The organism is Niveispirillum sp. GW835-FHT14G11 (assembly GCF_058793615.1).
In genome coordinates this window covers 48,239-73,369 of the sequence record NZ_JBXAFZ010000022.1, presented here as the reverse complement: position 1 = coordinate 73,369, position 25,131 = coordinate 48,239, and the positions used below count along the sequence as shown (strand labels likewise).

General features: G+C 65.3%; 17 protein-coding genes. 11 read left to right on the top strand and 6 right to left on the bottom strand.

Annotated elements, in window-relative coordinates:
- The first annotated feature begins 155 nt into the window (after nt 1-155).
- The 3 genes from AC1Q7F_RS28620 to AC1Q7F_RS28610 are packed head-to-tail and all read left to right on the top strand — an operon-like array spanning nt 156 to nt 3,119.
- Nucleotides 156-383, top strand: coding sequence for a hypothetical protein (locus AC1Q7F_RS28620; protein WP_492511972.1), 228 nt, complete (start codon nt 156-158; stop codon nt 381-383).
- Between the two features lie 31 nt (nt 384-414).
- The gene (locus tag AC1Q7F_RS28615; RefSeq protein WP_492511971.1) at nt 415-1,959 is read left to right on the top strand and encodes a glycosyltransferase; all 1,545 of its coding nucleotides are present in this window, start codon (nt 415-417) and stop codon (nt 1,957-1,959) included.
- 14 nt (nt 1,960-1,973) lie between these two features.
- Nucleotides 1,974-3,119, top strand: a complete 1,146-nt coding sequence (locus AC1Q7F_RS28610) for a class I SAM-dependent methyltransferase (protein ID WP_492511970.1) — start codon at nt 1,974-1,976, stop codon at nt 3,117-3,119.
- Nucleotides 3,120-3,176: 57 nt separating this feature from the next.
- On the opposite strand, the gene AC1Q7F_RS28605 is transcribed toward AC1Q7F_RS28610, so the two are convergent.
- The 4 genes from AC1Q7F_RS28605 to AC1Q7F_RS28590 all read right to left on the bottom strand — a co-directional run bounded on the left by AC1Q7F_RS28605 (nt 3,177) and on the right by AC1Q7F_RS28590 (nt 13,511).
- Nucleotides 3,177-4,103, bottom strand: a complete 927-nt coding sequence (locus tag AC1Q7F_RS28605) for a replication protein RepA (RefSeq protein WP_492511969.1) — start codon at nt 4,101-4,103, stop codon at nt 3,177-3,179.
- A 347-nt stretch (nt 4,104-4,450) separates the two neighbouring features.
- A complete protein-coding gene (locus tag AC1Q7F_RS28600) occupies nt 4,451-9,928 on the bottom strand; it encodes a beta strand repeat-containing protein (RefSeq protein ID WP_492511968.1) in 5,478 nt (1,825 codons plus the stop codon).
- Between the two features lie 856 nt (nt 9,929-10,784).
- On the bottom strand, nt 10,785-12,734 hold the full coding sequence (locus AC1Q7F_RS28595; RefSeq protein ID WP_492511967.1) for a glycosyltransferase family protein: 1,950 nt from the start codon (nt 12,732-12,734) through the stop codon (nt 10,785-10,787).
- A complete protein-coding gene (locus AC1Q7F_RS28590) occupies nt 12,735-13,511 on the bottom strand; it encodes a hypothetical protein (RefSeq protein WP_492511966.1) in 777 nt (258 codons plus the stop codon).
- 130 nt (nt 13,512-13,641) lie between these two features.
- Here AC1Q7F_RS28590 and AC1Q7F_RS28585 point away from each other — a divergent pair, with 130 nt between their 5' ends.
- The 7 genes from AC1Q7F_RS28585 (at nt 13,642) to AC1Q7F_RS28555 (ending at nt 21,553) form a co-directional block, all read left to right on the top strand.
- Nucleotides 13,642-14,628, top strand: coding sequence for a glycosyltransferase family 2 protein (locus AC1Q7F_RS28585; RefSeq protein ID WP_492511965.1), 987 nt, complete (start codon nt 13,642-13,644; stop codon nt 14,626-14,628).
- The gene (locus tag AC1Q7F_RS28580) at nt 14,625-15,305 is read left to right on the top strand and encodes an acylneuraminate cytidylyltransferase family protein (protein WP_492511964.1); all 681 of its coding nucleotides are present in this window, start codon (nt 14,625-14,627) and stop codon (nt 15,303-15,305) included. The genes AC1Q7F_RS28585 and AC1Q7F_RS28580 overlap by 4 nt, the downstream gene beginning before the upstream one ends.
- Nucleotides 15,306-16,265, top strand: a complete 960-nt coding sequence (locus tag AC1Q7F_RS28575) for a phosphoglycerate dehydrogenase (protein ID WP_492511963.1) — start codon at nt 15,306-15,308, stop codon at nt 16,263-16,265.
- A gap of 191 nt (nt 16,266-16,456) precedes the next feature.
- Entirely contained in the window at nt 16,457-17,287 is an 831-nt protein-coding gene (locus AC1Q7F_RS28570; RefSeq protein ID WP_492511962.1) for an FkbM family methyltransferase, read from the top strand.
- A gap of 121 nt (nt 17,288-17,408) precedes the next feature.
- The gene (locus AC1Q7F_RS28565; protein WP_492511961.1) at nt 17,409-18,131 is read left to right on the top strand and encodes a hypothetical protein; all 723 of its coding nucleotides are present in this window, start codon (nt 17,409-17,411) and stop codon (nt 18,129-18,131) included.
- Between the two features lie 192 nt (nt 18,132-18,323).
- Nucleotides 18,324-19,250 (top strand): 6-hydroxymethylpterin diphosphokinase MptE-like protein, encoded by a 927-nt coding sequence (locus AC1Q7F_RS28560; RefSeq protein WP_492511960.1) that lies wholly within the window; start codon nt 18,324-18,326, stop codon nt 19,248-19,250.
- On the top strand, nt 19,247-21,553 hold the full coding sequence (locus AC1Q7F_RS28555) for an FkbM family methyltransferase (RefSeq protein ID WP_492511959.1): 2,307 nt from the start codon (nt 19,247-19,249) through the stop codon (nt 21,551-21,553). The genes AC1Q7F_RS28560 and AC1Q7F_RS28555 overlap by 4 nt, the downstream gene beginning before the upstream one ends.
- Before the next feature lie 109 nt (nt 21,554-21,662).
- On the opposite strand, the gene AC1Q7F_RS28550 is transcribed toward AC1Q7F_RS28555, so the two are convergent.
- Together AC1Q7F_RS28550 and galE are read right to left on the bottom strand one after the other, a co-directional pair.
- A complete protein-coding gene (locus AC1Q7F_RS28550; protein ID WP_492511958.1) occupies nt 21,663-23,168 on the bottom strand; it encodes a hypothetical protein in 1,506 nt (501 codons plus the stop codon).
- Nucleotides 23,169-23,214: 46 nt separating this feature from the next.
- On the bottom strand, nt 23,215-24,204 hold the full coding sequence (galE, locus tag AC1Q7F_RS28545; protein ID WP_492511957.1) for a UDP-glucose 4-epimerase GalE: 990 nt from the start codon (nt 24,202-24,204) through the stop codon (nt 23,215-23,217).
- A 222-nt stretch (nt 24,205-24,426) separates the two neighbouring features.
- Here galE and AC1Q7F_RS28540 point away from each other — a divergent pair, with 222 nt between their 5' ends.
- The gene (locus tag AC1Q7F_RS28540; protein WP_492511956.1) at nt 24,427-25,122 is read left to right on the top strand and encodes a division plane positioning ATPase MipZ; all 696 of its coding nucleotides are present in this window, start codon (nt 24,427-24,429) and stop codon (nt 25,120-25,122) included.
- Nucleotides 25,123-25,131 lie beyond the last annotated feature (9 nt).

The following is a 25,131-nucleotide window of genomic DNA, read 5'->3' as shown; positions in this document are numbered from 1 at the left end:
ACCTCCCTTGTTGCTGATAGCCGACTATGTGTATGGAACGTGTGTAGGTCAATGGCACATGATCCATGCCCACCATCAATTCAGGGCTGGCCCTTCCCCCCCGCCCCGGTCATGATCAGGGCCGCCCGCCCCATCCCCCCGGAGCCTTTCGCGCGATGATCGATCAGAACGGCAAGCCCGTGACCAAGCCCGCCCTGAAGACCTATCTGGCCACCTATAATGGCGGGGTGCGCGGATCGAAGGAGTTTGGTGCCCTGCCCCGCGCGCTGATCACCATTTGCGACAATCTGGCCCTGGGCAAGACCACCTATGTCAAATGTGTGGAAGGCCAGGTGCAACTGTCGCGGCGCAAGGACGGCACGGTCGCCGGCAATGGGCTGTGAGGAACCGGCAAGCGAAGCGGCGGAGACAACAGTGAGCGCGGCCCGCCTCGCCTTGTTCAATCCTACCGGCCGGCATGTCCCCCTCGGCGGGGAGGTACCCGTCTGCACCCTGTCGCGCCAGCTGACGGACCTGTCCCCCGATCTGGTGATCGCCGCCGATGCCACCCTGGGTAAACGGACCGGTCACCCCTGGCTGGGCTGGCTGCATGATGAGCCCGAGGCGCTACGCCGTGACCGGCGGCGGCTGGATTGTGTCCTGTCGCAGGACGCGTTCATCGTGGAGAACGCCGCCCAGGCGCAATTCCTGACCGACATCCTGGCCGCCACAGACCGCCCGTCGCATATCCTGACCCGCGATGCGGTGACGTCCGACCGGCTGGCCGCCCTGCTGGCGGAGATCCGGGCGACATCAGGCTTCATACCCGTGACGTCCGGCCCGTCGGTCGATTATGTCGTGCGAATCGGCAGCCGGGATATCGGCTTCGTGCGCCGCTGCCTGGACAGTCTGGCGGCCCAGACCACCCCCGGCATCGGCGTCATCCTGGTCCGCCATGGTGCCGTCGCGGGCCTGGAAGCGGAGATGGCGCGTCAGCGCCCCCGCTTACGCCGCCTCGACCTGATCGACATCGCATCATCCACCAGCCGCAGCGCCAGCCTGTGGGCCGGCCTGCGGCTGGTGGATGCCGACCTGTTCGGCATGCTGGATGATGATGACGCCCTGCATCCCAACCATGTGACCAGCCTCTCCCCCCTGGCCATGGCCGGATCGGTGGCCATTTCAGGCTCTGTCCAGGTCTGGGACGATGCGGCGGGACCGGTCCCGCCCGCCAATCCCGGCGTTGAACATCGCGCCTTCCATCTACTGCCAGCGCCCGACCGGGCCGCCTTCCTGGACTGGAACCTGGCCATCCATTCCAGCGCCTTCCTGGCACCTTCCTTCCTGCTGGCGGCCCTGGGCCCCGACCCAGGCCTGGATTTTGCCGAAGATACCTGGCTGCTGCGCCGTCTGGCCCGCGTTGCCCCTTTTGCCAGCGCCTGGCGGGTCACCACCGACTTCCACTGGCGCCAGGGCGGGGCCGACAATACCGCCTTTCATGGCGCACACCGCACCGAGGCCAGGACCCGCATCGCCGACCGGGAACGGCTGGACCCGGTGATCACGGCCCTGCGGGGTTCAAGCGCGCGGGACCTTTCCCCCGCCCCGGCCTGGGGGCAGACGGCCGATCGGCCGGCCCTGCCGCTGCTGGCCGGTCCCGCCGATTTCCACGCTCTGCCGGCGGGCCGGCCCCTCTATATCTATGGCAGCGGGCGCGGCGGCCGCATCGTTTTGGGTGAGTTGTCCAAACATACGCATCTGCGCGTGACGGGCCTGCTGGACAGCCAGCGGACCGGCACGGCTCTTGGCCTGCCCCTGCTGACCCCATCCGATCTGCCGGCCGGCCATCTGCGCGACGCCCTTTTCATCATCGCCAGCGAGCATCTGGCCGCCATGACCGAGAGCTTGCGCGCCCTGGGGGCGGTCCATATCCATGATGCGACCCCTCATATCCGCCTCTATACGGCGCTGCCGGGCTGAAGGAGGCCCGCCCCATGGACCTGGACCGCATCCTGACGCAAGCCCGTGACGCCCTGGCCGCCGGCGGAAGGCTGGCCGACGCGACCGCCCTTTACAGCCAAGCCCTGGCCCTGGCCCCCGACGATCCGCGCGCTCTGCTGGGCCGGGCCGTCACCCTGCGCGGCAACAGCTGGCCCTTCCAGGCCGAACAGGTACTGCGGAACCTGCTGGACCGCGATCCCGGCAATGCCGACGCCTGGGCCCAGTTGGGTACCACCTTGCGCCTGCTGAACCGGTTCCCGGAATCCGGTGCCGCTTTGGAGAGGGCCCTCGAACTGGCGCCGGGCCATGAATATGCACAGGCCAACCTGGAATATCTGGGCCGGCTCTGGCGCCGGGGCGACAGTTTCCAGGTGGATTTTCCACCGCGCCCGCGCGTGCGCCATGGTCATGGCACGGCGCCACATGCCCGCCTGGCAGCATTGCTGGCTGCCGTGGATTATGGTCCGGCTGTGAAGGCGCTGGCCGCCATCGCCCCTGATCTCGCCACCATCGCCCGCGACGCCGACCCGACACGGCCCGACCTTCCCTGGTGGAACAGCATCTGGCTGCCGCCCCTGGATGCGGCCATGCTGGCGACCCAGCTGGCGTTGCACCGCCCGGCCCGACTGGTGGAGATCGGGTCCGGCATGTCGACCCGCTTTGCCCGCTGGGCCATCGGCCGCTTCACCACGGGCACCCACCTGCACAGCATCGACCCCGAACCCCGCGCGGAGATCGATGCCCTATGCGACCGGGTCACCCGCACGGGGCTGGAGGATGCCGACCCGGCCCTGTTCACCAGCCTGTCGGCCGGCGATATCCTGTTCTTCGACGGCTCGCACCGTTCCTTCCAGAACAGCGACGTCACGGTCTTTTTCACCGAGATCCTGCCGGAACTGGCGCCGGGCGTCGTCGTGCAGATTCACGACATCTTCCTGCCTGACGATTACCCGCCCGACTGGCTGGGACGGCTCTATAACGAGCAATATCTGCTGGCATCCTTGCTGCTGGCCGGTCAGACGCGGTACGAGATCCTGTGGACCAGCGCCTTCATGGCGCGGATGGAGACGGTGAACGCCCAGGTTCCCCACCCCTTCCGTGGGAGCCACGGTGCCTCCTTCTGGATGCGGGTCCGCTGAAGCGTGGGAGAATAATGAACGGGGCGCGAGTAGAGTCCCGACTTACGGGCAGTGGCCTCAGCCCTGCCTGTCCACCGGCGGCGCCGACGGGTACAGCATCAAGCCATCATCCTCCAGCGTCACATGCGCCTGCGGATAGGCCGCCAGGGCCAGCTTCAATTGTGGGATCATGAAGCGCTTGAAATCGCGGGTGCGCGCATATTCGGCCCCGTGCTGGGCATGCAGGGCCTGCCAGGAAATGCTGGTCGGTTTGTTCAGGCTGCGCAGCCGGTAGGACAGCCAGACATAGAGATCCAGCGCCAGGCTGCTGGCCCCGATGGCCCGGATGGCCTGTTCCAGCAGCGGGATCGGGTATTTGCGCAGATTGTCGTAGAAATCCTCCGACAGGACGATGTGCTCTTCCCACAGCGCGCTCTGTGTGTCGTCCGTCATCCGCACGCCCAGCTGGCCGCCCTTGATGATGGTCTGGCGCATGAAACCGGGTGCGCTGTCGGGCGTCTGCTGCCAGCTGAACATCACCGTGGACGCCGCGATCCGGCGTAACTGCTCGCTGACCGACTGTCTGGTCTTGCCGCCTGGTGCCACGCCGATCCGTTCCAGGAAGGCGTTCATGGTCCGGCCGACATCGACTTCGCGGCTCCCCGTTCGGATGGCCTGGGTCTGCAGGTACAGCATCACCAGCCGCGCATGCGCCCCGAACGGTACCCCCACCTTCACCAGCTCGCTGCGCGTCCTGCCCGGCAGATGGCCGGGACTGATGGTCAAGGTGACCTGTCCCATTTCGCGCTGCCAGACAGCATCATCGGGAACGCGCTTGTGCGGCAGGGCGGTGAAGGCCCAGCCCGTATAGGCCCAGCCCAAATCCTCCCGCTCGCCGGCCATGACTTCGGCCGCGATGTCGACGAGGTGTTTCTCGTCCGGGTCGGCATACAGCTTGGCGTTATCCTTGCCATGCTGCCGGATGAGCTGATGTATTGTTCCCATGGCCTGCAAGATTACCGCGCCTTTGCCCGAATGCAATCGGGACTCTACTCGCGCTAGCTATTAGAAAGGCTTTTAGATTCTAACTTATAGTTATGCGAGTAGAGTCCCGGGGATAAGTCCGAGTCGCGCGAGTAGAGTCCCGAGAGGCCGCGAGTAGAGTCCCGGGGATAAAATCGCCCGTCGGAATTCTCAAGCGACGCCTCGCTTTCCTTGTCCCCGCGAATCGCACGCAGGCCCCCGGCCGCTGCCGGGGGCGCGAGTAGAGTCCCGACTTGAAGCGGCCCCCGGGTCATTGTCAGGGGACAGGTGGGACCGGCGAACAGTGACATGCCCGCCGGCCCCACCCATTACAGCACCAGATCGGCGGCGGTGATGCTGGTGATGGCCGTCAGGGTGATGGTCATGTCGGCACTGCCATCCCCGTCCAGATCGGCCAGCAGCAGCACATCGCTGCCCGTCCCTTCCCAGCGCAGTTCGCCCGCGACATTGCTGAAGGCGGCACTGTCGATCCAGCTCAGGGCGGGTCCGCCGGACAGGTCCAGCATGTCGCCGTCGGCGGCGGTGAAATCCGTCACCTGATCGCCATCGCCCAGCTTGAACCGGTCCGCCCCGGCCCCGCCGGTCAGCGTGTCGGCGCCGGCCCCGCCATCCAGCGTGTCATTGCCGGTGCCGCCGCTGATGCTGTTGGCTTCTGCATTGCCGGTGCCGGTGAAATCGCCGCTGCCGGTATAGGCCAGGGCCTCCAGATGGGCCCCCAGGCTGTAGGCGGACAGGCCGGTTTCCACCCGGTCCGTCCCCTGGCCCGCGGCTTCGGTAACGATGTCGCCGGCATCATCGACGATATAGGTGTCGTCCCCGGCCGCACCCATGAGGGTATCGGCCCCGGCCCCGCCATCCAGGCGGTTGGCCCCGCCATTGCCCGTCAGGACATTGTCCAGCCCGTTGCCGGTGGCATCGATGCCGGTGCTGCCCGTCAGGGTCAGGTGCTCGACATGGTCGGCCAAGCTGTGGCTGACGGATGCCTGGACCGTGTCCGTGCCCTCGCCGGCCGCTTCCACCACCAGATCGCCGGCATTGTCGATGGTGTAGACATCGTCACCCGCCCCGCCGGCCAGCGTGTCGGCCCCGGTCCCGCCATTCAGGCTGTCATGGCCCAGACCGCCGCTCAGGCTGTTGGCGCCGCTGTTGCCGGTGATCAGGTTGTCCCCATCATTGCCGGTGCCGTTGATGGCGGCACCGCCCGTCAGGGTCAGGTGCTCAAGGGCCGCATCCAGGCTATAGGTGATCGCGGCCTGAACCGTATCGGTCCCCTCACCGGGCAGTTCGACGATGACATCGCCGGCATTGTCCACGACATAGAGGTCATTGCCCGCCCCGCCGGTCAGCGTGTCGGCCCCGCTGCCGCCATTCAGGCTGTCGTTGCCGCTGCCGCCGGTCAGGCTGTCATTGCCAATGCCGCCCGACAGCGTGTCATTGCCGTCCAGACCCTCCAGACTGTCGTTGCCGCTGCCGCCGGTCAGGGCATTGTTGGCGGCATTGCCGGTGCCGGTGACAGCGCCGGTACCGGTGAAGACCAGATTCTCCAGCTCCGTGGCCAGGATATAGGCGGACAGGCTGGTGCGCACGGTATCGGTGCCGCCGCCGGCCGCTTCCACCACCTGATCCAGCCCATCATCCACGACGAACGTGTCATTGCCCAGGCCGCCGACCATGCTGTCGGCACCGGCCCCGCCATCCAGCGTGTCGTTGCCGCCCTGGCCGTCCAGACTGTCATTGCCGGCCCCGCCGGTGATGGAATTGGCCGATCCATTGCCGGTGCCGGTGAAATCACCCGTGCCCGTGAAGGCCAGATGTTCGACATTGGCCGCCAGGGTCAGGGCGGACAGGGCCGTCTCTACCCGGTCGGTCCCCTGGCCCGCTGTCTCCACAATGACATCGCCGATATCATCGATGGTGTAGAGGTCGTTGCCATTGCCGCCGGTCAGCGTGTCGGCACCCGCCCCGCCGTCCAGGCTGTCATTGCCGGCCCCGCCAGTGATGGCATTGCCGCCGGCATTGCCCGTGCCGGTGAAAGTGCCGCTGCCGATATAGACCAGATGCTCCATGTCGGCGGCCAGTGTGGCGGCGGCCAGGCTGGTGCGGATGGTCTCCACCCCGCCCGCATCCAGGATCACGTCGCCGGCATCATCAATGACATAGGTATCATCGCCCAGCCCGCCATCCAGCGTATCGGCCCCGCCGGCCCCGTCCAGCGTGTCATTGCCGGCCCCGCCGGTGATGGCATTGGCCGATCCGTTGCCCGTGCCGGCAAAATCGCCCGTGCCGGTGAAACTCAGGCTCTCGATCTCGGCCGACAGCGTATAGGCATTGGCCGTGGACTGGACATGGTCGGTGCCGCCACCGGCCAGCTCCACCACCTGATCGCCCGTCTCCTCCACGCTATAGAGATCATTGCCGGCCCCGCCGGTCAGCGTATCGGCGCCCGCCCCGCCGGCCAGCGTGTCATGGCCGGCCCCGCCCGTGATGGCATTGGCCAGGCCGTTGCCCGTGCCGGTGAAGGAACCGCCGCCCGTATAGGTCAGGTTCTCCAGATGGTCGCCCAGCATATAGGCGGACAGGCTGGTCAGGACCGTGTCGGTCCCCGCCGCCGCCCATTCCACGATCTGGTCGCCGGCATTCTCCACCAGGAAAATGTCGTCGCCCTCCCCGCCATGCAGCGTGTCGGCCCCTGTGCCGCCATCCAGCGTGTCGTTGCCGGCCCCGCCCTGGATCAGGTTGGCCAGGCTGTTGCCCGTGCCGGCAAAATTGCCGGTCCCCACGAAGTACAGGTTCTCGACATTTGCCGACAGGGTGACGGACAGGGCCGTGGCATTGACCGTATCCAGGCCCCCGCCCGCCGCCTCCACCACCTGATCGACCGGATCATCCACGACATAGGTATCATTGCCCGACCCGCCGGACAGCGTGTCGACCCCCGCGCCGCCATCCAGGATATCGTCCCCGGCACCGCCCTCCAGACTGTCATTGTCCCCCAGGCCCGACAGGATATCGTTCCCGTCCAGCCCGATCAGCCGGTCCCGATAGGGGGTGCCCGTCAGGATATCCCCATCAGCCGTCCCCCACTGCTCATAGAACCCGTCCGGCAAGGTCGTGGGCGTGCCATAGAGGCGGGTGAAGATCCCGGCGCCTGACGCGTCCGGGGATTGGAACGCCGCCACCCAGCCGCCATCCGCGCGGCCGGCAACAGCGGGAAACGACTGATCGCCGGCGGCTGTCTCGGCAATCCGGAACTCGCCGCCAACCCTGTTGCCGTTGGCATCATACCGCTGACCATAAGCCCCCAGCCCCGACCCATCCTGGCCGTCCGACTGCCAGGCAATCAGCCAGCCGCCATCGGCCAGGGCGGTCACCGATGGTGCGCCCTGCGCATCGGTACTGTAGGTATTGACCTGGAATTCCCCGCCGATCTTGGCCCCTGTCACATCCAGGCGCTGAGCGAAGATGCCCGTGATGGACCCGTCCTGACCGACCGAATGCCAGGTGACCAGATAGCCACCACCGGTCAATGCCGTGACCGATGGCGCGGCCTGGTCGTTGGCCGTATAGCTGTTGATCTGGAATTCGGTTGCCCCCAGGCTGCCATTGGCCAGGATCAGCCGGCCATAGATGCCATAGCCCGATCCGTCCTGGTTCTGGGTCTGCCAAACGGCCAGAGCCTTGCCGTCGGTACCGCCCGCGATGACGCCATTATGCTGGATCGCCGGCGTATATTGGTTCAGCCGCAGTTCGGACGTCAGCGGCGTGCCATCGGCATTGTAGGTGCGGACATACATGTCCAGCTCGGTCAATGACAGCCAGTTGGTGAAGACCACCGCGAATTTGCCATCAGGCAAAGCTGTGACGTTGGAGAAGGACTGACCGCCCGTGGTGGTTACATTCACCAGGAACGGCGCGCCGGCGGCACTGCCGTCGGCATTGTAGCGCCTTGCATAGACACCCTCGCCCGAACTGTCCTGTCCGGCGGATGTCCAACTGATGACATAACCGCCGTCGGGCAGGGCGGCGATGTCGGGATCGGTCTGGTCGCTGGTCGTATAGGCGTTGATCCGGGTTTCCACCCCGACCGGCTGTCCTGCCGCGTTGAACCGCTGGGCATAGATACCGGCGCCGGATCCGTCCTGCCCCGCTGATTGCCAGACGATGACATGGCCGCCATCGGTGAGGACCGCCATTTCCGGTGCCGTCTGATCGGCCGTCGTATAGGTGTTGACCTGCGTTTGGCCGGGCATGACGACAAGAACAGGCGGCGGCGCGATGTTCGTCACCTGGGTGGTGATGGCCGTTCCCCAATTCTCGCCATCGAAGGCGCGGATTGAAATCTCCTCCACCCCTGTTGCCGGTCCCGCAATCCACTGCACCCGGTGCAGTTCCTGGGCCGGCACGATCAGGGGCGTACCGGACGGGTGGGCAACGCCGTCCAGGATGAAATAGCCACCGCCATTGGCAAGGTCGGTGAATTCGTAGGTCTGGACGGTATGGACACCGGCCGGGCGCCCCGAAGCGGCCGGATCATCGACCAGCTTGAATAGCAGGTTGATATCCGTGGGGGCATTGACCGCAACCGATCGGTTGCTGGCTGTCAATGTGGGAAGCAGACTGGTGTCTGCCCATATCCGGGACATCACGTCATAGGTGCCGTCCGCCGTCTGATGTTCCCAGACGCCGATCCAGCCGCCATCGGGACGGCCCTCGACGGCACTGAAATGCTGGGTTCCCAATGTCGATCCCGGCATCAGGAACTCACTATCGACCGGGGACCCGCCTGCGTCATAACGCTGGGCATAAATCCCGGTATCGCTGCCATCCTGGCCACCGGACGCCCAGGAGATGAGGAAGCCGCCATCGGCCAGGGCGGTCACCGATGAAGAGCCCTGTGAATCAGTCACATACGTATTGACCTGAAATTCGCCGCCAACCTTTGTCCCTGCCGCGTTCAGACGCTGGGCGAAGATGCCTGTACTGGATCCGTCCTGACCGACCGAATGCCAGGTGACCACATAGCCACCACCGGTCAATGCCGCGACCGATGGTGCGGCCTGATTGTCGGCTGTGTAGCTGTTGATCTGGAATTCGGCGGCCCCCAAGGTGCCATTGGCCAGGATCAGGCGGCCATAGATGCCATAGCCCGATCCGTCCTGGTTCTGGGTCTGCCAGACAGCCAGGGCCTTGCCGTCGGTGCCGCCCGCGATGGCGCCATTATGCTGGATCGCCGGCGTATATTGGTTCAGCCGCAATTGGGATGTCAGGGCCGTGCCGTTGGCGTTGTAGGTGCGGACATACATGTCCATGTCCGTCGCCGACAGCGAATGGCTGAAGACCACCGCGAATTTGCCATCGGATAAGGCCGTGACATTGGAGAAGAATTGCCCGCCCGTGGTATTCACATTCACCAGGAACGGTGCGCCGGCGGCGCTGCCATCGGCATTGTAGCGCCTTGCATAGACACCTTCGCCCGAACTGTCCTGTCCGGCGGATGTCCAACTGATGACGTAACCGCCGTCGGGCAGGGCGGCGATGTCGGGATCGGTCTGATCATTGTTCGTATAAGTGTTGATCCGGGTTTCCACCCCGACCGGCTGTCCCGCCGCGTTGAACCGCTGGGCATAGATGCCGGCGCCGGATCCGTCCTGCCCCGCTGATTCCCAGACGATGACATGGCCGCCATCGGTGAGGACCGCCATTTCCGGTGCCGTCTGATCGAACGGCGTATAGGTATTGGCCCGTATTTCAGGAGTTATAACCAATGGGTTGCTATAATATGTCATGGCTGCCTCTCTGTTGTACTAAGGCATCGTATAGCGCCTTCTGGAGAAAAATGTAAAACTGCGGTGTGAAATTTAATAAAAGTCGAAATTTATATCATAATGTTCAAATTTATCGTGATTCACATTTTGTTATTATTTTAAATAAACAAAAATTTGGTGATATTGTCAATATCACATAATTCAATAGTATGTTTACTATAAATCATAAAAATAGAATTACATTTCATTCGGTATCTCTAGAATATGACAGCAGCGCGCCCGAACGGTTGTATGGTCCTAAGGGGTACAGGAAGGGGTCTTGGCCTCGAACGCGCCGATCCCTGGCCTTCTCTCCCTGCTTGTGATAAGAATAAAATCTTATACCCTGCCGCCGGGAGCCGCTTCCATGCCCGAACCCGCCCTGAACCCGCCGCCTTCCCTGCGTTTCCCAGGACTACAGTCCAGAACCCTCAGTGAGGAGGGCTGGCATTGCGTGGCGCTGGCACTGGCGGACGGGGCGCCGGTGGGGCGGGTGGCGGCGTGGTGCGGCCTGTCGCGTGGGGCCCTGTGGCGGGCGCGCCGGCGCTGTCCGGCCTTTGATCGTCTCTGCCAGCCCGTCCCAGCCCCGCCGCCGGCCCTGGCGGATGATCTGGCGGCCCTGCGCGGGAATTTCCTGCGCGGTCTGGCCCTGGCCATCCGGGCCGGCGATATCCGCGCCCTGCTGCGCGCCGCCGATCTGCTGGGCATTACAGAGGCGGATTTTGAAACCATCCGCTTCGACCGGTTTCACGATGTCGCGCAGGACCTGTCGCCGCTGGATGCAACAGCCGCCCTTTTTCCGTTGCGTCCGGTTGCGCAGGCAGAGGCCGCGCCGGTATCAGCCCCCGGCCTCGATCCGGGCCGCGATGAAGGGGAACCCGTTCAGGATATGGGCAGGGCCCTTGGGCAGGGCCCGCAGGATGCCCAGCATGTCGCTGACATACTGGGCCGCGATGATGATGGTGGCCGTTGCCATCAGGGCCGGGTCCAGATCGCCCGGCCGCCATACGGGCAGTCCCTGCGCCATCCCCTGCCGGCCGCTGTCCAGGAAGCCGGCCAGCCGGGCACGCGCCGCCGGTCCCAGGGCCGCCAGCACCAGGTCCCCGCCCCGGCCGGTGCCATAGAGCCAGATCGGCCCCATGCCGGGCAGCTGGTCGAAATCCCCTTCCCGCCGCAGCAGGGGCAGGGTCCCGGCCAGATCGGGCCGCAGGTCGGCGATGCCGGTCAGGCGAAGCGGCTCCCCCTCCGCCGGGATCAAGACGGGCCAGGGCCGGGACGACCTGTCCTCCGCCCAACCGCCGGTCAGGCCCCGGCTGGTCAGGCGCGGTCCGGGCAGGGGCAGGAACTCCACCCCGCCGGGGCTGGCGGCCAGCAGGGGACCGAGGTCGAGTGCCAGCGACAGCCAGTCCGGCCAATGCCCGTCCAGCCCCGCCAGCCGGGTAAGGCGCAGGGCCAGCCCGCCGGCTTGCAGCCGCGCCAGGGCAGCCGCCCGGCCCGCCGGCACGGGCTCGCCGGGCCGGGGCGCCAGGGCCCGGTCCTCCGCCGGGTCCAGCATATAGCCGCAATCCATCTCCGGTCGGGGCCAGAGGCCGGGGGTCAGCACGGCCCCGGCCTTACTCTCCGCCAGGGCCCGGGCCAGGCGCGCCTCATATCCGGCCGGCCAGTCCACGCCAGCGGGGTGCAGGGCCAGCCCGTCCAGGCCCGTCAGGGCGGTGCGCAGCCCCGCCAGGTCCGCCTGGAACGGCAAGGGGCGGGGGGGCCCGTCTGCCGTCACGATCACCCCCGCCTCGGGGCGCAGCACGCCCAGCTTCAGGCCCGCGGGCGTGCCCCCCCGCGTGGCCCGCCTGGCCTTCAGCGCGGCCAGCAGGTCGGGCAGCGGGGTCAGCAGCGCCTCCAGGCAGAGATGGCGGTTGAAGATATCCTGCGCTTCGGCCGCCATGGCGCGGGCCTCGGCCGGGTGGGTCCGCGCCCAGTCCACCTGGGCCAGGATGCTGTCGGCCGCCGCCGCCTCGCCGCCGTCGGTCTCCACATACAGCACGCGGTCACCGAACCACTGTTCGATGAAGGGATGGCGGTCGGCGATGATCAGGGTGCCGGCGGCGGCCAGCTCGAACACCCGCATGTTGGGCACCGCCTCGGCCCGGTGCTGCGGCAGGTGCAGGCACAGGCCCATGCCCTGCCGGTGGGCGGCAGTGATGACGGCCTGCCCGTCAAAGGGCAGCGGCCCGCACCAGCCCTCGGCCAGGTGTGACCAGCGCTCCGCCGTGCCGTGCAGGGCCAGGATGCCGGCCGATGCCAGCCGTTTCAACAGGGCCGGATAACGCTGCCCGTCCCAGTTGGACCCGACATAGAACAGCCGGCTGTCGGGGCCCAGGCGGGGCGGCAGGTTGCTGCGCGGCGAGCTGGGATAAAAGGGCCGGGTCGGGGCGCCGGGCCGCAGGGTTGCCAGATGGTCCGTCAGAAGCGGGCCGGAGACCAGATAGCCATCCTGGGCCGGCAGGTGGCGGGCGGCCCCGGCGCGGGCCGGCGGGCTCAACCGGGCCACCAGCCCGACCGGGTTCCAGGCGCAGCCCAGCCAGACATGGCGGGTCAGCTTCGGCGCCGCCTCGGGATAAAGATTGATGACGGCATCGGGGTTATAGGCCTCGACCTCGGCCGACCTTGTCTGGATGGCTCCCTCCCAGCCCAGCCCTTCCACCGCCCTGACCATCCGCAGCGCCAGCTCCCGCTCCGCGACAGGATGGCCGGGCGCCTGCGGGTTGAAAAGGGAAAGGCGGAGGGGGGGCATTCAGTCCCGGCTCCGGAAATCGTCCAGCGTCTGGAAGGGAAAGACCCTTTCCGCATAAAGCCCGCTTTCCCGGCTCAGGATGCGAATATCCAGCCCGAAGCCGAAGGCGGCATTGTCCTCGGCCACATACTGGATGCAGTGCAGATGCAGGTTGGGATCGATCTGGGCCGGGTTGGGCACCTGATAAAGGTCGCCCGGCTGCTGGTAATCGTCGAAGAAATAATTGGGATTGCGGGCCACGGGCCGCTCGATCCGCAGCACCGGCCCACCCGCCCTCGCCGCCTCGGGCAGCATCTCCTGGTACCGGCAATCGATGCCCAGCACCCCGATGCGGCGATAACCCAGATGGCCCGCGAAGCGCAGGCTGGCGCTGCCCGTCGTGTACCAGCCAGGATGGACCGACCTGAAGAACGGATCGGGCCGGTGCTCCAGTCTCAGGGCGGCACAGCGCTTGGGGTCATCCGGCATGTCCATCAGCTGGCACAGGAAGGTGACACGGGGATCGGCGGCCAGATCGGGATGGTGCTTCAGGATGTGCCAATGCAGGAAGGCCCGGCGGAAGCGGCCTTCCCCGACCATCCGGGCGATGGCATCGGCGTGGCTCACCACCACCTGCGGGTCCAGACAGGCATAATAGGCGGGATACCAGCCGATCCGGTCCCAGAACCGGTAGGCGGCGTTCATGCCCAGGGCCTCGATCCCCTGGAAGGCCGGGAAATGCTCTGGCTTCAGCGAAGGGCCGTTGCCCAGGACCAGCAGCGTCGCGTCGTTGCCCATGTTCCCCCGTCCGGCCGGCCCCGCCGCCGCTTCCCGGCAGCGGCATTGATGCGTCTATCTGCTTACTATATACGGGAAATATCGCCGAAATGGCAGCCTGCCCCCGCCTGTCCGGGACCGGAGTACCCAATTGCCGCGCGTCTCGCTGATCATCCGCTGCTACAACGAGGCCAAGCATATCGGCCGGCTGCTGGTCGGGATCGAAAGGCAGGCTTTGCGCGATGTCGAGATCATCATCGTGGATAGCGGCTCCACCGACGCCACCCTGGACATCGCCGCCCATTTCCCGGTGAAGATCCTGCATATCCCGCCGGAGCGCTTTTCCTTCGGCCGGTCCCTCAATATGGGGTGCGCCGCCGCCACCGGCGACATCCTGGTCATCGCCAGCGCCCATGTCTATCCGACCCATGCCGACTGGCTGGAACGGCTGGTGGCGCCGTTCGACGATCCCAACGTGGCCATCGTCTATGGCGGCCAGCGCGGGGACGGGCGCACGCGCTATTCCGAGCACCGGCTGTTTGAAAGCTGGTTCTCCGACATTCCCAACCCCGACCAGCAGCATCCGTTCTGCAATAACGCCAACGCCGCCGTGCGCCGCGCCTTCTGGCAGGAACGGCCCTATGACGAGGCGCTGACGGGGCTGGAGGATCTGGAATGGGCTTCGCACATGCGCCGCCTGGGCCGCCGCATCGTCTATGATCCCGCCGCCCGCATCATCCATGTGCATGAGGAGACGCCGGGACGCGTCCTGAAGCGCTACCAGCGCGAGGCCATCGCGCTGAGGGCCATCATGCCGGAACTGCGCTTCGGCTTTCCCGACTTCCTGCGCCTGTTGACCGCCAACGTGGCCAGCGATCTCTGGCACGCGCTGCGTGCGGGCCGCTTGCCGGATGTCGCCTGGGAAATCATGTGGTTCCGCTTCATGCAGTTCCTGGGCACCTGGCGCGGCCACCGGCAGCAGGGCGACGTGCCGCAGGCTTTGAAGCGGACCTTCTTCTACCCGGCCGGTGCGGCGGCGTCGGCCTGGATCGACGAGGATGTGCGCAGTAAGCTGCGCATTGATTATGGCAGTTCGCCTATCCCCGGCGTGCCACGGAAAACAGAGGGACCGGAATGACCAGGATCGTCGCGATCGTGCCCATGCGGCATGACAGCCAGCGCGTGAAGGGCAAGAATTACCGCGAATTCGTCGCCAAGCCCCTTTACCATTACATCGTGGGCACCTTGCTGGACTGCCCGGCGATCGCCGAAGTGGTCATCGACACCGACAGCCCCGTGATCCTGGAGGAGGCGGCCCGCCTGTTCCCCACGGTACGGCTGCTGGAGCGGCCCGACAATCTGCGCGACGGTGCCACGCCGATGAACGACGTGCTGCTGCACACGACCAGCGTCGTGCCGGCCGACCTCTATCTCCAGACCCACAGCACCAACCCGCTGCTGACCAAGGCGTCGGTGGAGCGGGCGATCCAGACCTTCCAGGCGCAGGCGCCGGCCTTCGACAGCCTGTTCTCCGTGACCCGCCTGCAGACGCGCCTCTGGGACCAGCTGGCCCGGCCCATCAACCACAATGCCGCCATCCTGTTGCGCACCCAGGACCTGCCGCCGGTCTATGAGGAGAATTCCTGCATCTACCTGTTCACGCGAGACATCCTGGCCCGGCGCCGCAACCGCATCGGCGAGCGCCCCCTGATGTTCGAGATCGACGAGATCGAGGCGCAGGATATCGACATCGAAACCAATTTCCTGCTGGCCGAACAGCTGTTCCGCCTGCACCGCCAGAACGGAGACGCATGAATGACGGCGCACGTCCTGATCACCTGCCGCCAGCTGCAATCCTGCATCGACCAGTTCCGCGGCTGGCTGTCCGATCACGATATCAGCATCGAGCTGCCGACCATCGTCCAGCACCTGACGGAGGATGAGCTGGCGCCGATCATCGGCCGGTTCGACGCCATCATCGCCGGTGATGATCAGGTCTCGCGCAAGGTGATCGAGGCGGGCACCCGCCTCAAGGTCATCTGCAAATGGGGCATCGGCATCGATGCCATCGACACCGCCGCCGCGGCTGAGCGCAATATCCCCGTCTACAACACGCCGGGCATGTTCGGGGAAGAGGTGGCGGACATGGCGCTTGGCTATGTCATTCTGCTGGCCCGTCCCCTGCACCTGATTGATCGCGGCGTGCGGGAGGGGGTGTGGAGCAAGCTGCGTGGCCGGACCCTGTCGGGCCAGCGCGTCGGCGTCATCGGCCTGGGCAGCATCGGCCGGGCCGTGGTCCGCCGGCTGGGCGGCTTCGGCCTGGTGGCCCTGGGCAGCGATCCCCATGCCGCCCCCGATCCGGATTTCGATGCGCAAACCGGCCTGACAAGGCTGTCCCTGGCCGAGATGCTGCCCCAGGTCGATTACCTGATCGTCACCTGCAACCTGACGCCCGACAGCCATCACCTGGTCGACGCGGCGGCCCTGGCCCGGCTGAAGCCGGGCGCCTTCGTCATCAATGTCTCGCGCGGCGCCATCGTGGACGAGAAGGCGCTGGTCGAAGCGCTGCGGTCGGGCCATGTCGCCGGCGCCGGCCTGGATGTGTTCGAGGAGGAGCCCCTGCCCCCCTCCAGCCCGCTGCGCGGCTTCGACAATGTGATCCTGGGCGCCCATAACGGTTCCAACACCCATGAGGGCGTGGACCGGGTCAATGTCGCCGCCCTGCGTAATCTGCTGCGCGGCCTGGGCATCGCGGAGAAGTACCCGCCGACCTAACAGGATGCAGGAAGCCATTTTTCTGCTGCGGTCGGTTATTTTTCGGCAGTCGCGTGTCAAATTCTTGCAAGATATCGTCAGTATATTGCTTCGAATTTTCCCGATATTGCCGAAAATCCCCACCTTCGCGTCGCGAAAGTCTTTTACACACCCTGTTAAAGGTCGCCCTCATCGCCTCGGGAGATATCGAAATGGTCAGCAGCCTCCTCTCCATGCGCAAGGTTACGAGCTTCAAGAGGCTTCTGGCCGCATATACACGGGCAGGCGTGACCTTTTCCAACTTCATTGATGGCGGTGCCGGCATGGGGGGCACGGCGCGGGCCATGCGGCCTTTCCTGTCAGAAGGGGGGCAGATCCATGCCTTCGAGCCCTTCCCTGGAAACTGGCGCTTTTTCAAGCCAAAGGAAGAGGATACCATCATTCTGCACAAGCAGGCGATGGACGAGGAGACAAGAACCCGCTACTTCCATGTCTCCTCGGTGGTCAAGGAAGATTCCGCCTGGGGACAGCGCGGTCTGGTCGGCTATTCCTCCGTGGGTCATCTGGTGTCCGAGGCGCGAACTCCTGACGACCTTGTTGTCGATTGTGTCCGCGCAGATAGTGTGGTCCGGACGAATGGGCCTGTCGATTTCGCCAAGCTGGATCTCCAAGGTGCCGAACTAGGTGCCCTCAAGGGGATGTCGGCCTTCCTGGCGGACATCAAGTTCATGTGGGTGGAGTTCTCCGGCCAGGATGGGTTGATGGATTATCTTGTCGATCAGGGCTTCTTGTTGTTCGATACGGAATACATGTTCATCGGCCCCAAGACCGATGAACTGCTGGCCGAATTCACGGTCTCCCGGGATGACGTCACCTTGTCGATCGGGTCCATCGCTTGGTTTGGTGTCCGGTCTCGGCCCTGGCGGCATTTCGACGTGGAATTTATGGAACATCGGCGGAAGAGCCGAATGGTTCAGACCGACTTGATCTGCGTGAACCAACGCCATCTGGAAGAGTTCATGCGTTGTTGTGTTTATCTCTAAATTATGATCGGAGTTAAAAAAAGCCAAGGATTTTTGATTAAATTTCTATATAGATGTTTATTGCCAATAATGTATCATTTTTCCATTTTTGTTATTTTAAGGAAGATGAAGGAGCAGGGAAGTGAATAACATTATATTCTTCGGGCACCATAAATGCGGAAGCCGTTTTTTTCGTTATTCTGTTCTTGCTCCTCTTGTTCAGGCCTACGGCTACAAGATGTATGGATACGCAATCCAAAAACCCCCTTTCCATTACCGCACGCTGACTGATCTGGATCTTTTCAACATTGACTGGTCACTGCTGCAGCAGGAACACCCGAAGCTGATCAACCTGACCAATGCTGGTCCACCCGTGATCAAGGCGATCGAGGCGATGGAAGCTCCCTTCATCGGGGTTCATGTCATTCGTGATCCCCGCCAGGTCTGGGTATCCAACTATTTCCATCACCTGGACGGGCATGACACGGTCAGCCGTGCCGGTTGGGTCTGGGACCAGCTGGTGGAGGACCGTCCCAGGATGCAGCAGCTCAACCAGGAGGAAGGGCTGCTCTATGAATTGGACCACATCACCCGCGAGATCCTGGAGGACCAGATGTTCGTCTGGCAGCCCCGCGCCGGGGTGATGGAGATGAAGCTGGAGGAAGTAACCCCTGATCGGCTTATGGAGATGGCCCGCTTCCTGGAATTTGACACGATGCCTCCCCTGGCATTGGGGAGGACCTACGCCAATCCAAATTCCCAGGATTGGCGCAATGTCCTGTCACCCGCCCTGAAGGCCGAGTTCAAGCGGCGTTATGGGGATGAGCTGATCCGCCTTGGCTATGAGCACGACCAGGATTGGTAATTCTGAGCGGCAGTCAGACCCCACTGCCAGCCATAAGATTGGAGAGAAACAAAGGGCCGCAGTCTATCCGGAGCTTTCGCAAACATCGGGTGCCGTCCGGGAGATGGCTCGACGGCCAATATTGTTTATCCTTCCGCGCCGTGGGCCGGGCAGCTTATGATCCTTCAGCATTTTCCTAGGGATGAGCAGGGAATGACCGCAGCGACGGATGAACTGCATGGATTGGACGAAACCGGGCTTCAGCGGCTTTATGCGGAAACGGTGGCCCACCTCCCCTTGCGCGCGCCCATCTTCCTGCCGACCGACCGCATGCCTCTGGTGGACCGGGTAAATGGCGTGCTGGCTGTGCGCGACCTCTGCCGCAACCGGTTAGAATCCCATTATAAGCCAAAGATGCGGGCACTGAAGGCCGGTATCGGCAACCAGGATCGCTGTTTCATCATCGGCAACGGCCCCAGTCTGAACAGGACCGACCTGACTCTGCTGAACGGGGAAACCACCTTCGCCGTCAATGGTTTCTTCCTGAAGGCGCGGGAACTGGACTGGAAGCCGACCTTTTATGTGGTGGAGGATCACCTTGTCGCCGAGGACCGGGCCCGTGAGATCGAGACCATAACGGGCTCCACCCGCCTGTTCCCGGCCTATCTGCGCTATTGTCTGTCGGAACGCGACGATACCGTTTTCTTCGACCACCGGCCCCGCACCAAATACCCGCACGGTTTTGACTTCTCCGCCGACGCGGCGCGCTGCACCTATGCCGGCTGCACGGTCACCTTCACCTGCATGCAACTGGCCTTCTATCTGGGCTTCCGGGAGATTTACCTGATCGGGGTCGATGCCAGCTACAAGATCCCCGACGATGCCAGCCAAGGCGGGAAATACGGGGTCGGCATCCTGGACATGGCGTCCGACGATCCCAACCATTTCCATCCCGATTATTTCGGCAAGGGCTACCGCTGGCACGATCCCCAGGTGGACAAGATGATCGAAGCCTATGAAGAGGCGCGCCGGGCCTTGGAAGGCACGGGTTCGATCATCTACAACGCCACCCTGGGCGGCAATCTGGAAGTGTTCGAACGCCGGGACTATGCGTCGCTGTTCACCGGTGCTGGCCGATGAATGCCGTGCCCCCCGCTGTTCCCCGCATCCTGGTCATCGACCTCACTGGCCGGGGCGATGGCACCGCCACGGGGGCCCTCAAGGAGACCCTGTTCGCCGACTGGCCGCGCGACCGCTACCTGCAGGTCCATGCCGCCGGGTCGGACGGGCTGGGGCTGGCCGGGGCGCCGGCCTTCGCGGGCCGCTATGTCGGTCAGGTCGATGACGGGCAGGTTTCGGAGATCATCCGAGCCTTCGCGCCCCAGTTGATCCTATACCGCCCGGTTCCCGAGCGGCCGGGTCTGCATCTTTTCGCCCTGGGGGTGATCCGACAGTTCGAGGATGTGCCGCTGGCCATCTGGATCATGGATGATTGGCCGACCAGTCTGGCCCTGCAGCAGCCGTCCCTAGCGACCTGCTTGGACCATGATCTGCGGTGGTTGCTGAACCGGGCCGTGCTGCGCCTGGCTATCTGCAAAGCCATGTGTGAGGCCTTCACCGAACGCTATGGGGTTCCCTTCCTGCCGTTCGGCAATGGGGTGGAACGATCGACCCCGCCGGCCCGTGCCATCGCCGGGACGGGGCCCTTTACCCTGCGCTATAGCGGCTCCCTGGCTGCCAACATGACGCTGCATGCCTTGGTCCTGCTGGCCCAGGCCGTGGAGCAGCTGAACGCGGAAGGCACGGCCTGCCGATTGGAGATCAATACGCGGCCTTTCTGGTATGACATGGTCCAGATGCGGTTCAGCCCATTCAGCCATACCGTGCTGACAGTGCATGACCGTACGGAGACGGAATACCGGCGCTGGCTGGCCGGTGGCGATGCCGTCGTCATCGCCTATAATTTCGACGAGGTGTCGGCGGTCTATTGCCGCTATTCCATGGCCAACAAGCTGCCGGAAATGCTGGCCAGCAGTGCCCCCCTGCTGGCCCTGGGGCCGGCGGACAATGCCACCATCGATTATGTCCGCGACCATGGCTGCGGGCTGGTGGTGGACCAGCGCGATGCCACCATCCTGCGCAAGGCCCTGTCGGGCCTGATCGCGGCCCCGGACGAACAGGCCCGCCTGGCTAGCTGTGCGCTGGAGGTGGTCAGGACCCGGTTCGACATCGACGCCATCCGCCGCGACTTCACCCGCGCGCTGGCCGATGCTGCCGGGCCGGTGGTGGCTCAGCAGCATATCGTCTCCGATACGCATTGGCGTCTGGCCCGCGCGCGCCTGGACGAGACGGAGGTGATCGCCCGGCTGTTCGACCGTGCCAAGCCGGTGGGTGCCCGGCCTGTCATGCTGGATGTGGGCGCGCATTTCGGGTCCAGCAGCCAATATTTCGTCAATCGCGGCTGGCGGGTCTTCTGCTTCGAGCCTGACCCCGCCAACCGCGCCAAGCTGGAAGCCCGCTTCGGGTCACAGGAAGGGTTGTCCATTCATTCCGTGGCGCTGGGGGAGGCCGAGGCCGAGGCCATGCCCTTCTTCGCGTCGGAGGAAAGCACGGGCATCAGCAGCCTGCTGGCCTTCCGGGACAGCCATGCCTGCGTGGAGCATGTACCCGTCACCACCATCGACGCCTTCACGGCAACCCAGGGGATTACCCATGTCGATTTCCTGAAGATCGACGCCGAAGGCTGGGACTTCAAGGTGCTGAAGGGCGTGCCCTGGGACCGGCTGCGCCCCGATGTCATCGAGTGCGAGTTCGAGGATGCCAAGACCACGCATCTGGGCTACCGGATGACGGACATGGCCGATTTCCTGGTCAGCCTGGGCTACAGTGTCTATGTCAGCGAATGGTACCCGATCATCCGCTACGGCATCCGCCATGACTGGTGCCGGCTCTCCGCCTATCCGACCTTGCTACGCGACCTGGATTGCTGGGGCAATCTGCTGGCCTTCCGCACTGATCCCGGCACCACGGCGCTCAACCAGGCCATCGATCAGTGCCTTCGGGTCGACAGCCCGGCGGCGATTGCCTGGACCCGACAGGCCAATGCGCATCCCGCCACTGTCGCCGTCCCGGCCGACCTGTTGGCCGTTCCCGCCGACCGTCCCATTTGGATCTACGGGGCCTCCCAAGGGGGGCGGACCGTGCTGGACATCCTGAATTCCCAGGGCGGTCGCCACGTAGCCGGCTTCATCGACACCTACCGCCGAGGGGAACTGAACGGGCTGCCTGTCCGGTGCCTTGCCGATCTGGACCTTTACGGGCTGGAGCCGGCTTCCATCGTCGTGGCCAGCCAGTTCTCGCGCGAGATCATCCGCAGCCTGCGCATGCTGCCGCAGGAATGGCTCTATGATGCCGCCCTGCTCCTGACCCGCCAGAAGGGCTAGAGCTGTTTGCGGTCAACCGGAAACAGCGCCGGCGGCGTCTGCTGCGCCGACAATTGAGGAATATGAAAAGCCTGGAACGTGTTTCCAGTCATCGCAAACACGTTCCAGCCTACGGCACGACGTTGCGGGAGAGCGCTTCCGCTTGGCCGGCATCGGCCAGCAGCTGCCGGGCCTCCTCCTGCACGGGGCGGGCCAGGTTGATCAGGCGGCGCAGGGCGTTGCCGGACAGGCTGCCGGCCAGCTGCCGGGCTTCAACGTCTGCTTCCGCTCGCCGGCCCAGGGCCCGCAGGGCCAGGCCACGGATCAGGGCCGCCAGAGGGAAGGTGTCGGACCCCCGCCGCTCGATCAGGGCCCAGGCCTGGCCGGCATTACCCGCCGCCAGCAGGGCCATGGCCTGCAGGTAGAAGGCTTGGCGCTCCCATTGCGGATGGGCGCGCAGCCTGTCGGCCAGCCGGGCCTGGCCGGGCCAGTCGCTCCGCAGGACAGTAAGGGTCAACAGCACAGCCAGGGCCGCCGGATGCTCGGGCTCGCGTGCCAGAACCTGATCCGCCAGTCGGCCGGCCTCTTCGCCTAGGCCTGCGGCCAGACACAAGCGCGCGAAGGCCCTCCACAGAGGCGGATCATCGGGCAATGTCGCCGCCGCCTCGCGCAGGAAGTTGGCATGGCGGCCAGGGTTGGGGTCGCAGAGCAGAATCTCGGCCTGTAAAAGCAGGGCATAGGGCCGCCCCGCCTCCCCCCGCCCGTCCATGAAGGCGCGCAACTGGACCAACGATGCAAGCAGGTCGTGGGTCAGCAGGCCCTGGCCCAGAAAACCCAGGGCGGCCCACAGTCTCGCGTCGCTCCAGTCCCCCCGCTCCAGCAGGCGGGGAACCATCGTGACCAGGGTCGCAGGCTCCAGGTGCATGGCGCCGAACCGCGCCAGACGCCACAGAAGGGCCCGCTGGTAGGGCAGCAGGACCGGCGTCTGCCCATCCGGGCCATAGAGCAGGGCGAGCGAGCGGATATCCACGGCCACCGCCAGGTCGAGCCGACCCAGCCGCGCCAGGCTGTTGCCCAGGTCGGGCAGCACGTCGGCCAGCCTGCTCTCGGTGGCCACGGCCTCCAGGGGCAGGGCACAGAGGGTGGTGATATCGGCCAGGGCCGCCTCCGTGCGCCCGCGCCGTAGATGCTGGCGGGCCCGGATGGCCAGCAGGATCACGCGGTCGCCCGCATCCCGCACAGTCTCCAGCAGGGCGGGGATCCGGGCCGTCAGCCCCTCGCCCACCGCCTCCTGGCCGGCGGTGGCGTCGGCCAGGGACAGCAGTTCCACCAGCCCGTCAATCTCACGCCGGGGCGGGCCCGACCGGATCTGGCGCAGGATGGCATCGGCTTCGCCCGCGCGCGCCAGTTCGCCCAGCAGCAGGGACAGCAGCAATTGCCGGGCGGTTTCCTGCCCGGCACGCCCGGCCGGCTTGTCCAGCCAGGGCAGGGCCGCGGCGGCCCCCTCGCGCTGATGGATGGCCAGCGCCATGCACAGGGCATAGTTGGCATCGACATCGTCGCGGATGCGGGTGCGCCATTGCGTGATCGTGGATTGCGTGATCGTCGCGGCGTCCAAGCCGGCAGCCTGGGTCATGCCAATTCCTTCCGACAGGTCGACGCCAGTAAACAAGGGTGCAAGATCAAAGGCAAGCGCCCCCCCTTTCCTCCCAGGCCAGGGCGTGCCGGGCGATCAGGTCCAGATCGTCGAAACGCGGCTGCCAGCCCAGCCGGGCACGCAACCGGGTACTGTCGGCGACCAGTTCCACCGGGTCGCCCGGCCGGCGCGGGGCCAGTTCCGCCGGCAGGGGCCGGCCGGCGGCCCGCGACAGGGCGTCCAGCACTTGGCGCACGGAATAACCCCTGCCATAGCCACAATTCAGCACAATGCTGTCCCCGCCCCCTTCCAGATGGGCCAGGGCGCGCACATGCGCGTCGGCCAGGTCGCTGACATGGATATAGTCGCGGATGCAGGTGCCGTCGGGCGTGGGATAATCGGTGCCGAAGATGCAAAGCCGGTCCCGCCGCCCCAGCACCCGCTGGCTGGCCACCTTGATCAGGTGCGTCGCCATGGGGAAGACCTGGCCCGACCGGCCGGCCGGATCGGCCCCGGCCACATTGAAATAGCGCAGGCAGGCATGGCGGAATCCCGGATACGCCGCGGTGACGTCGGCCAGCATCCGCTCCACCATCAGCTTGGACCAGCCATAGGGACTGACCGGCAGGGCCGGCGTCTCCTCCGTCACCAGGGGGACCGGCGGATTGCCGTAGATTGCGGCGGTGGAGGAGAAGATGAAGCGACCGATCCCGGCCGCCAGGCAGGCCTCGATCAGGGTGCGGCTGGCCGCGGTGTTGTTCCGGTAATATTTCAACGGATCGGCCATAGATTCCGGCACGATGATCGAGCCGGCGAAATGCATGACGGTGCCGATCCCATGGTCGCGGAACAGAAGCGCCAGCAGGTCCGGATCGGCCACGTCGCCCTGGATGAAGGGTACCCCGTCCGGCACCAGGGCGCGGTCGCCCGTCGACAGATCGTCCAGCACGATCACGGGCCGACCCGCATCCGCCAGTGCCAGGACGGTGTGGCTGCCGATATAGCCCGCACCGCCGGTGACCAGAACCGCCTGCATTCCAATGCCCTTTCCCTGCCTTGCCCCTGTTTCCCATGTCCGGCCGGCGGCGGGAAGGGGCTTGTGGGGATCGGATCACGATCTGTTATCATTAAGATAACAGATAACATGATGATACTTGAAATCTATCTGATATCATTTGACAATCCCCTTTGTGGCTGCAATGATGGGCGCTATCTGATATCATCCTGATCACAGACTGAAACCATCGGGGCGGCAGCCATGCCCACCATCGTCTTCGCCAGCCCCAAGGGTGGGGCCGGCAAATCCACTTCCGCAGTGCTGCTGGCCACGGCGCTGGCCGGGCAGGGGGCCAGCGTCACCATCATCGATGCCGACCCCAACAAGCCCGTCTCTCGCTGGGCCCGCCTGCCGGGCAAGCCCGGCAACCTTGCGGTCCTGGCCGACGTGACCGAGGAGACGGTGACCGACGCCATCGATGAGGCGGCGCAGAAGACCGCCTTCGTCATCGTCGACCTGGAGGGGACGGCCTCCATGATGGTGGGCTATGCCATGAGCCGGGCCGATCTGGTGGTGATCCCCAGCCAGGGATCACAGCTGGACGCGGGCGAAGCGGTGAAGGCCATCCGGCTGGTGCGTGGCCAGGAGCGCGCCTTCCGCCGGCAGATCCCGTTCGCTGTACTGTTCACCCGCACCAGTGCCGCCATCAAACCGCGGTCCCTGGCCAGCATCGCGGCGGAATTCGCCGAGAACGAGGTGCCCGTCTTCGAGACCCAATTGCATGAGCGCGACGCCTTCCGCGCCATCTTCGCCTATGGCGGCACGCTGGGCGACCTGGATCCGGCCCAGGTCACCAATATCAAGGCAGCCACCGCCAATGCCCTGGCCTTCGCGGCTGAAGTGGTGGCGGTCCTGAAGGGCGGCATCAAGGCGCCCGTCGCCACCGCATCGGCATGAACGGGGGGA

What these genes read in the sequence shown, in the direction of transcription:
- AC1Q7F_RS28570 (WP_492511962.1), top strand. Translation starts at nt 16,457, where the DNA reads ATGGTCAGCAGCCTCCTCTCCATGCGCAAGGTTACGAGCTTCAAGAGG.
- AC1Q7F_RS28610 (WP_492511970.1), top strand. Translation starts at nt 1,974, where the DNA reads ATGGACCTGGACCGCATCCTGACGCAAGCCCGTGACGCCCTGGCCGCC.
- AC1Q7F_RS28550 (WP_492511958.1), bottom strand. Translation starts at nt 23,168, where the DNA reads ATGACCCAGGCTGCCGGCTTGGACGCCGCGACGATCACGCAATCCACG.
- galE (WP_492511957.1), bottom strand. Translation starts at nt 24,204, where the DNA reads ATGCAGGCGGTTCTGGTCACCGGCGGTGCGGGCTATATCGGCAGCCAC.
- AC1Q7F_RS28605 (WP_492511969.1), bottom strand. Translation starts at nt 4,103, where the DNA reads ATGGGAACAATACATCAGCTCATCCGGCAGCATGGCAAGGATAACGCC.
- AC1Q7F_RS28595 (WP_492511967.1), bottom strand. Translation starts at nt 12,734, where the DNA reads ATGCCCCCCCTCCGCCTTTCCCTTTTCAACCCGCAGGCGCCCGGCCAT.
- AC1Q7F_RS28580 (WP_492511964.1), top strand. Translation starts at nt 14,625, where the DNA reads ATGACCAGGATCGTCGCGATCGTGCCCATGCGGCATGACAGCCAGCGC.
- AC1Q7F_RS28560 (WP_492511960.1), top strand. Translation starts at nt 18,324, where the DNA reads ATGACCGCAGCGACGGATGAACTGCATGGATTGGACGAAACCGGGCTT.
- AC1Q7F_RS28620 (WP_492511972.1), top strand. Translation starts at nt 156, where the DNA reads ATGATCGATCAGAACGGCAAGCCCGTGACCAAGCCCGCCCTGAAGACC.
- AC1Q7F_RS28555 (WP_492511959.1), top strand. Translation starts at nt 19,247, where the DNA reads ATGAATGCCGTGCCCCCCGCTGTTCCCCGCATCCTGGTCATCGACCTC.
- AC1Q7F_RS28540 (WP_492511956.1), top strand. Translation starts at nt 24,427, where the DNA reads ATGCCCACCATCGTCTTCGCCAGCCCCAAGGGTGGGGCCGGCAAATCC.
- AC1Q7F_RS28600 (WP_492511968.1), bottom strand. Translation starts at nt 9,928, where the DNA reads ATGACATATTATAGCAACCCATTGGTTATAACTCCTGAAATACGGGCC.
- AC1Q7F_RS28575 (WP_492511963.1), top strand. Translation starts at nt 15,306, where the DNA reads ATGACGGCGCACGTCCTGATCACCTGCCGCCAGCTGCAATCCTGCATC.
- AC1Q7F_RS28590 (WP_492511966.1), bottom strand. Translation starts at nt 13,511, where the DNA reads ATGGGCAACGACGCGACGCTGCTGGTCCTGGGCAACGGCCCTTCGCTG.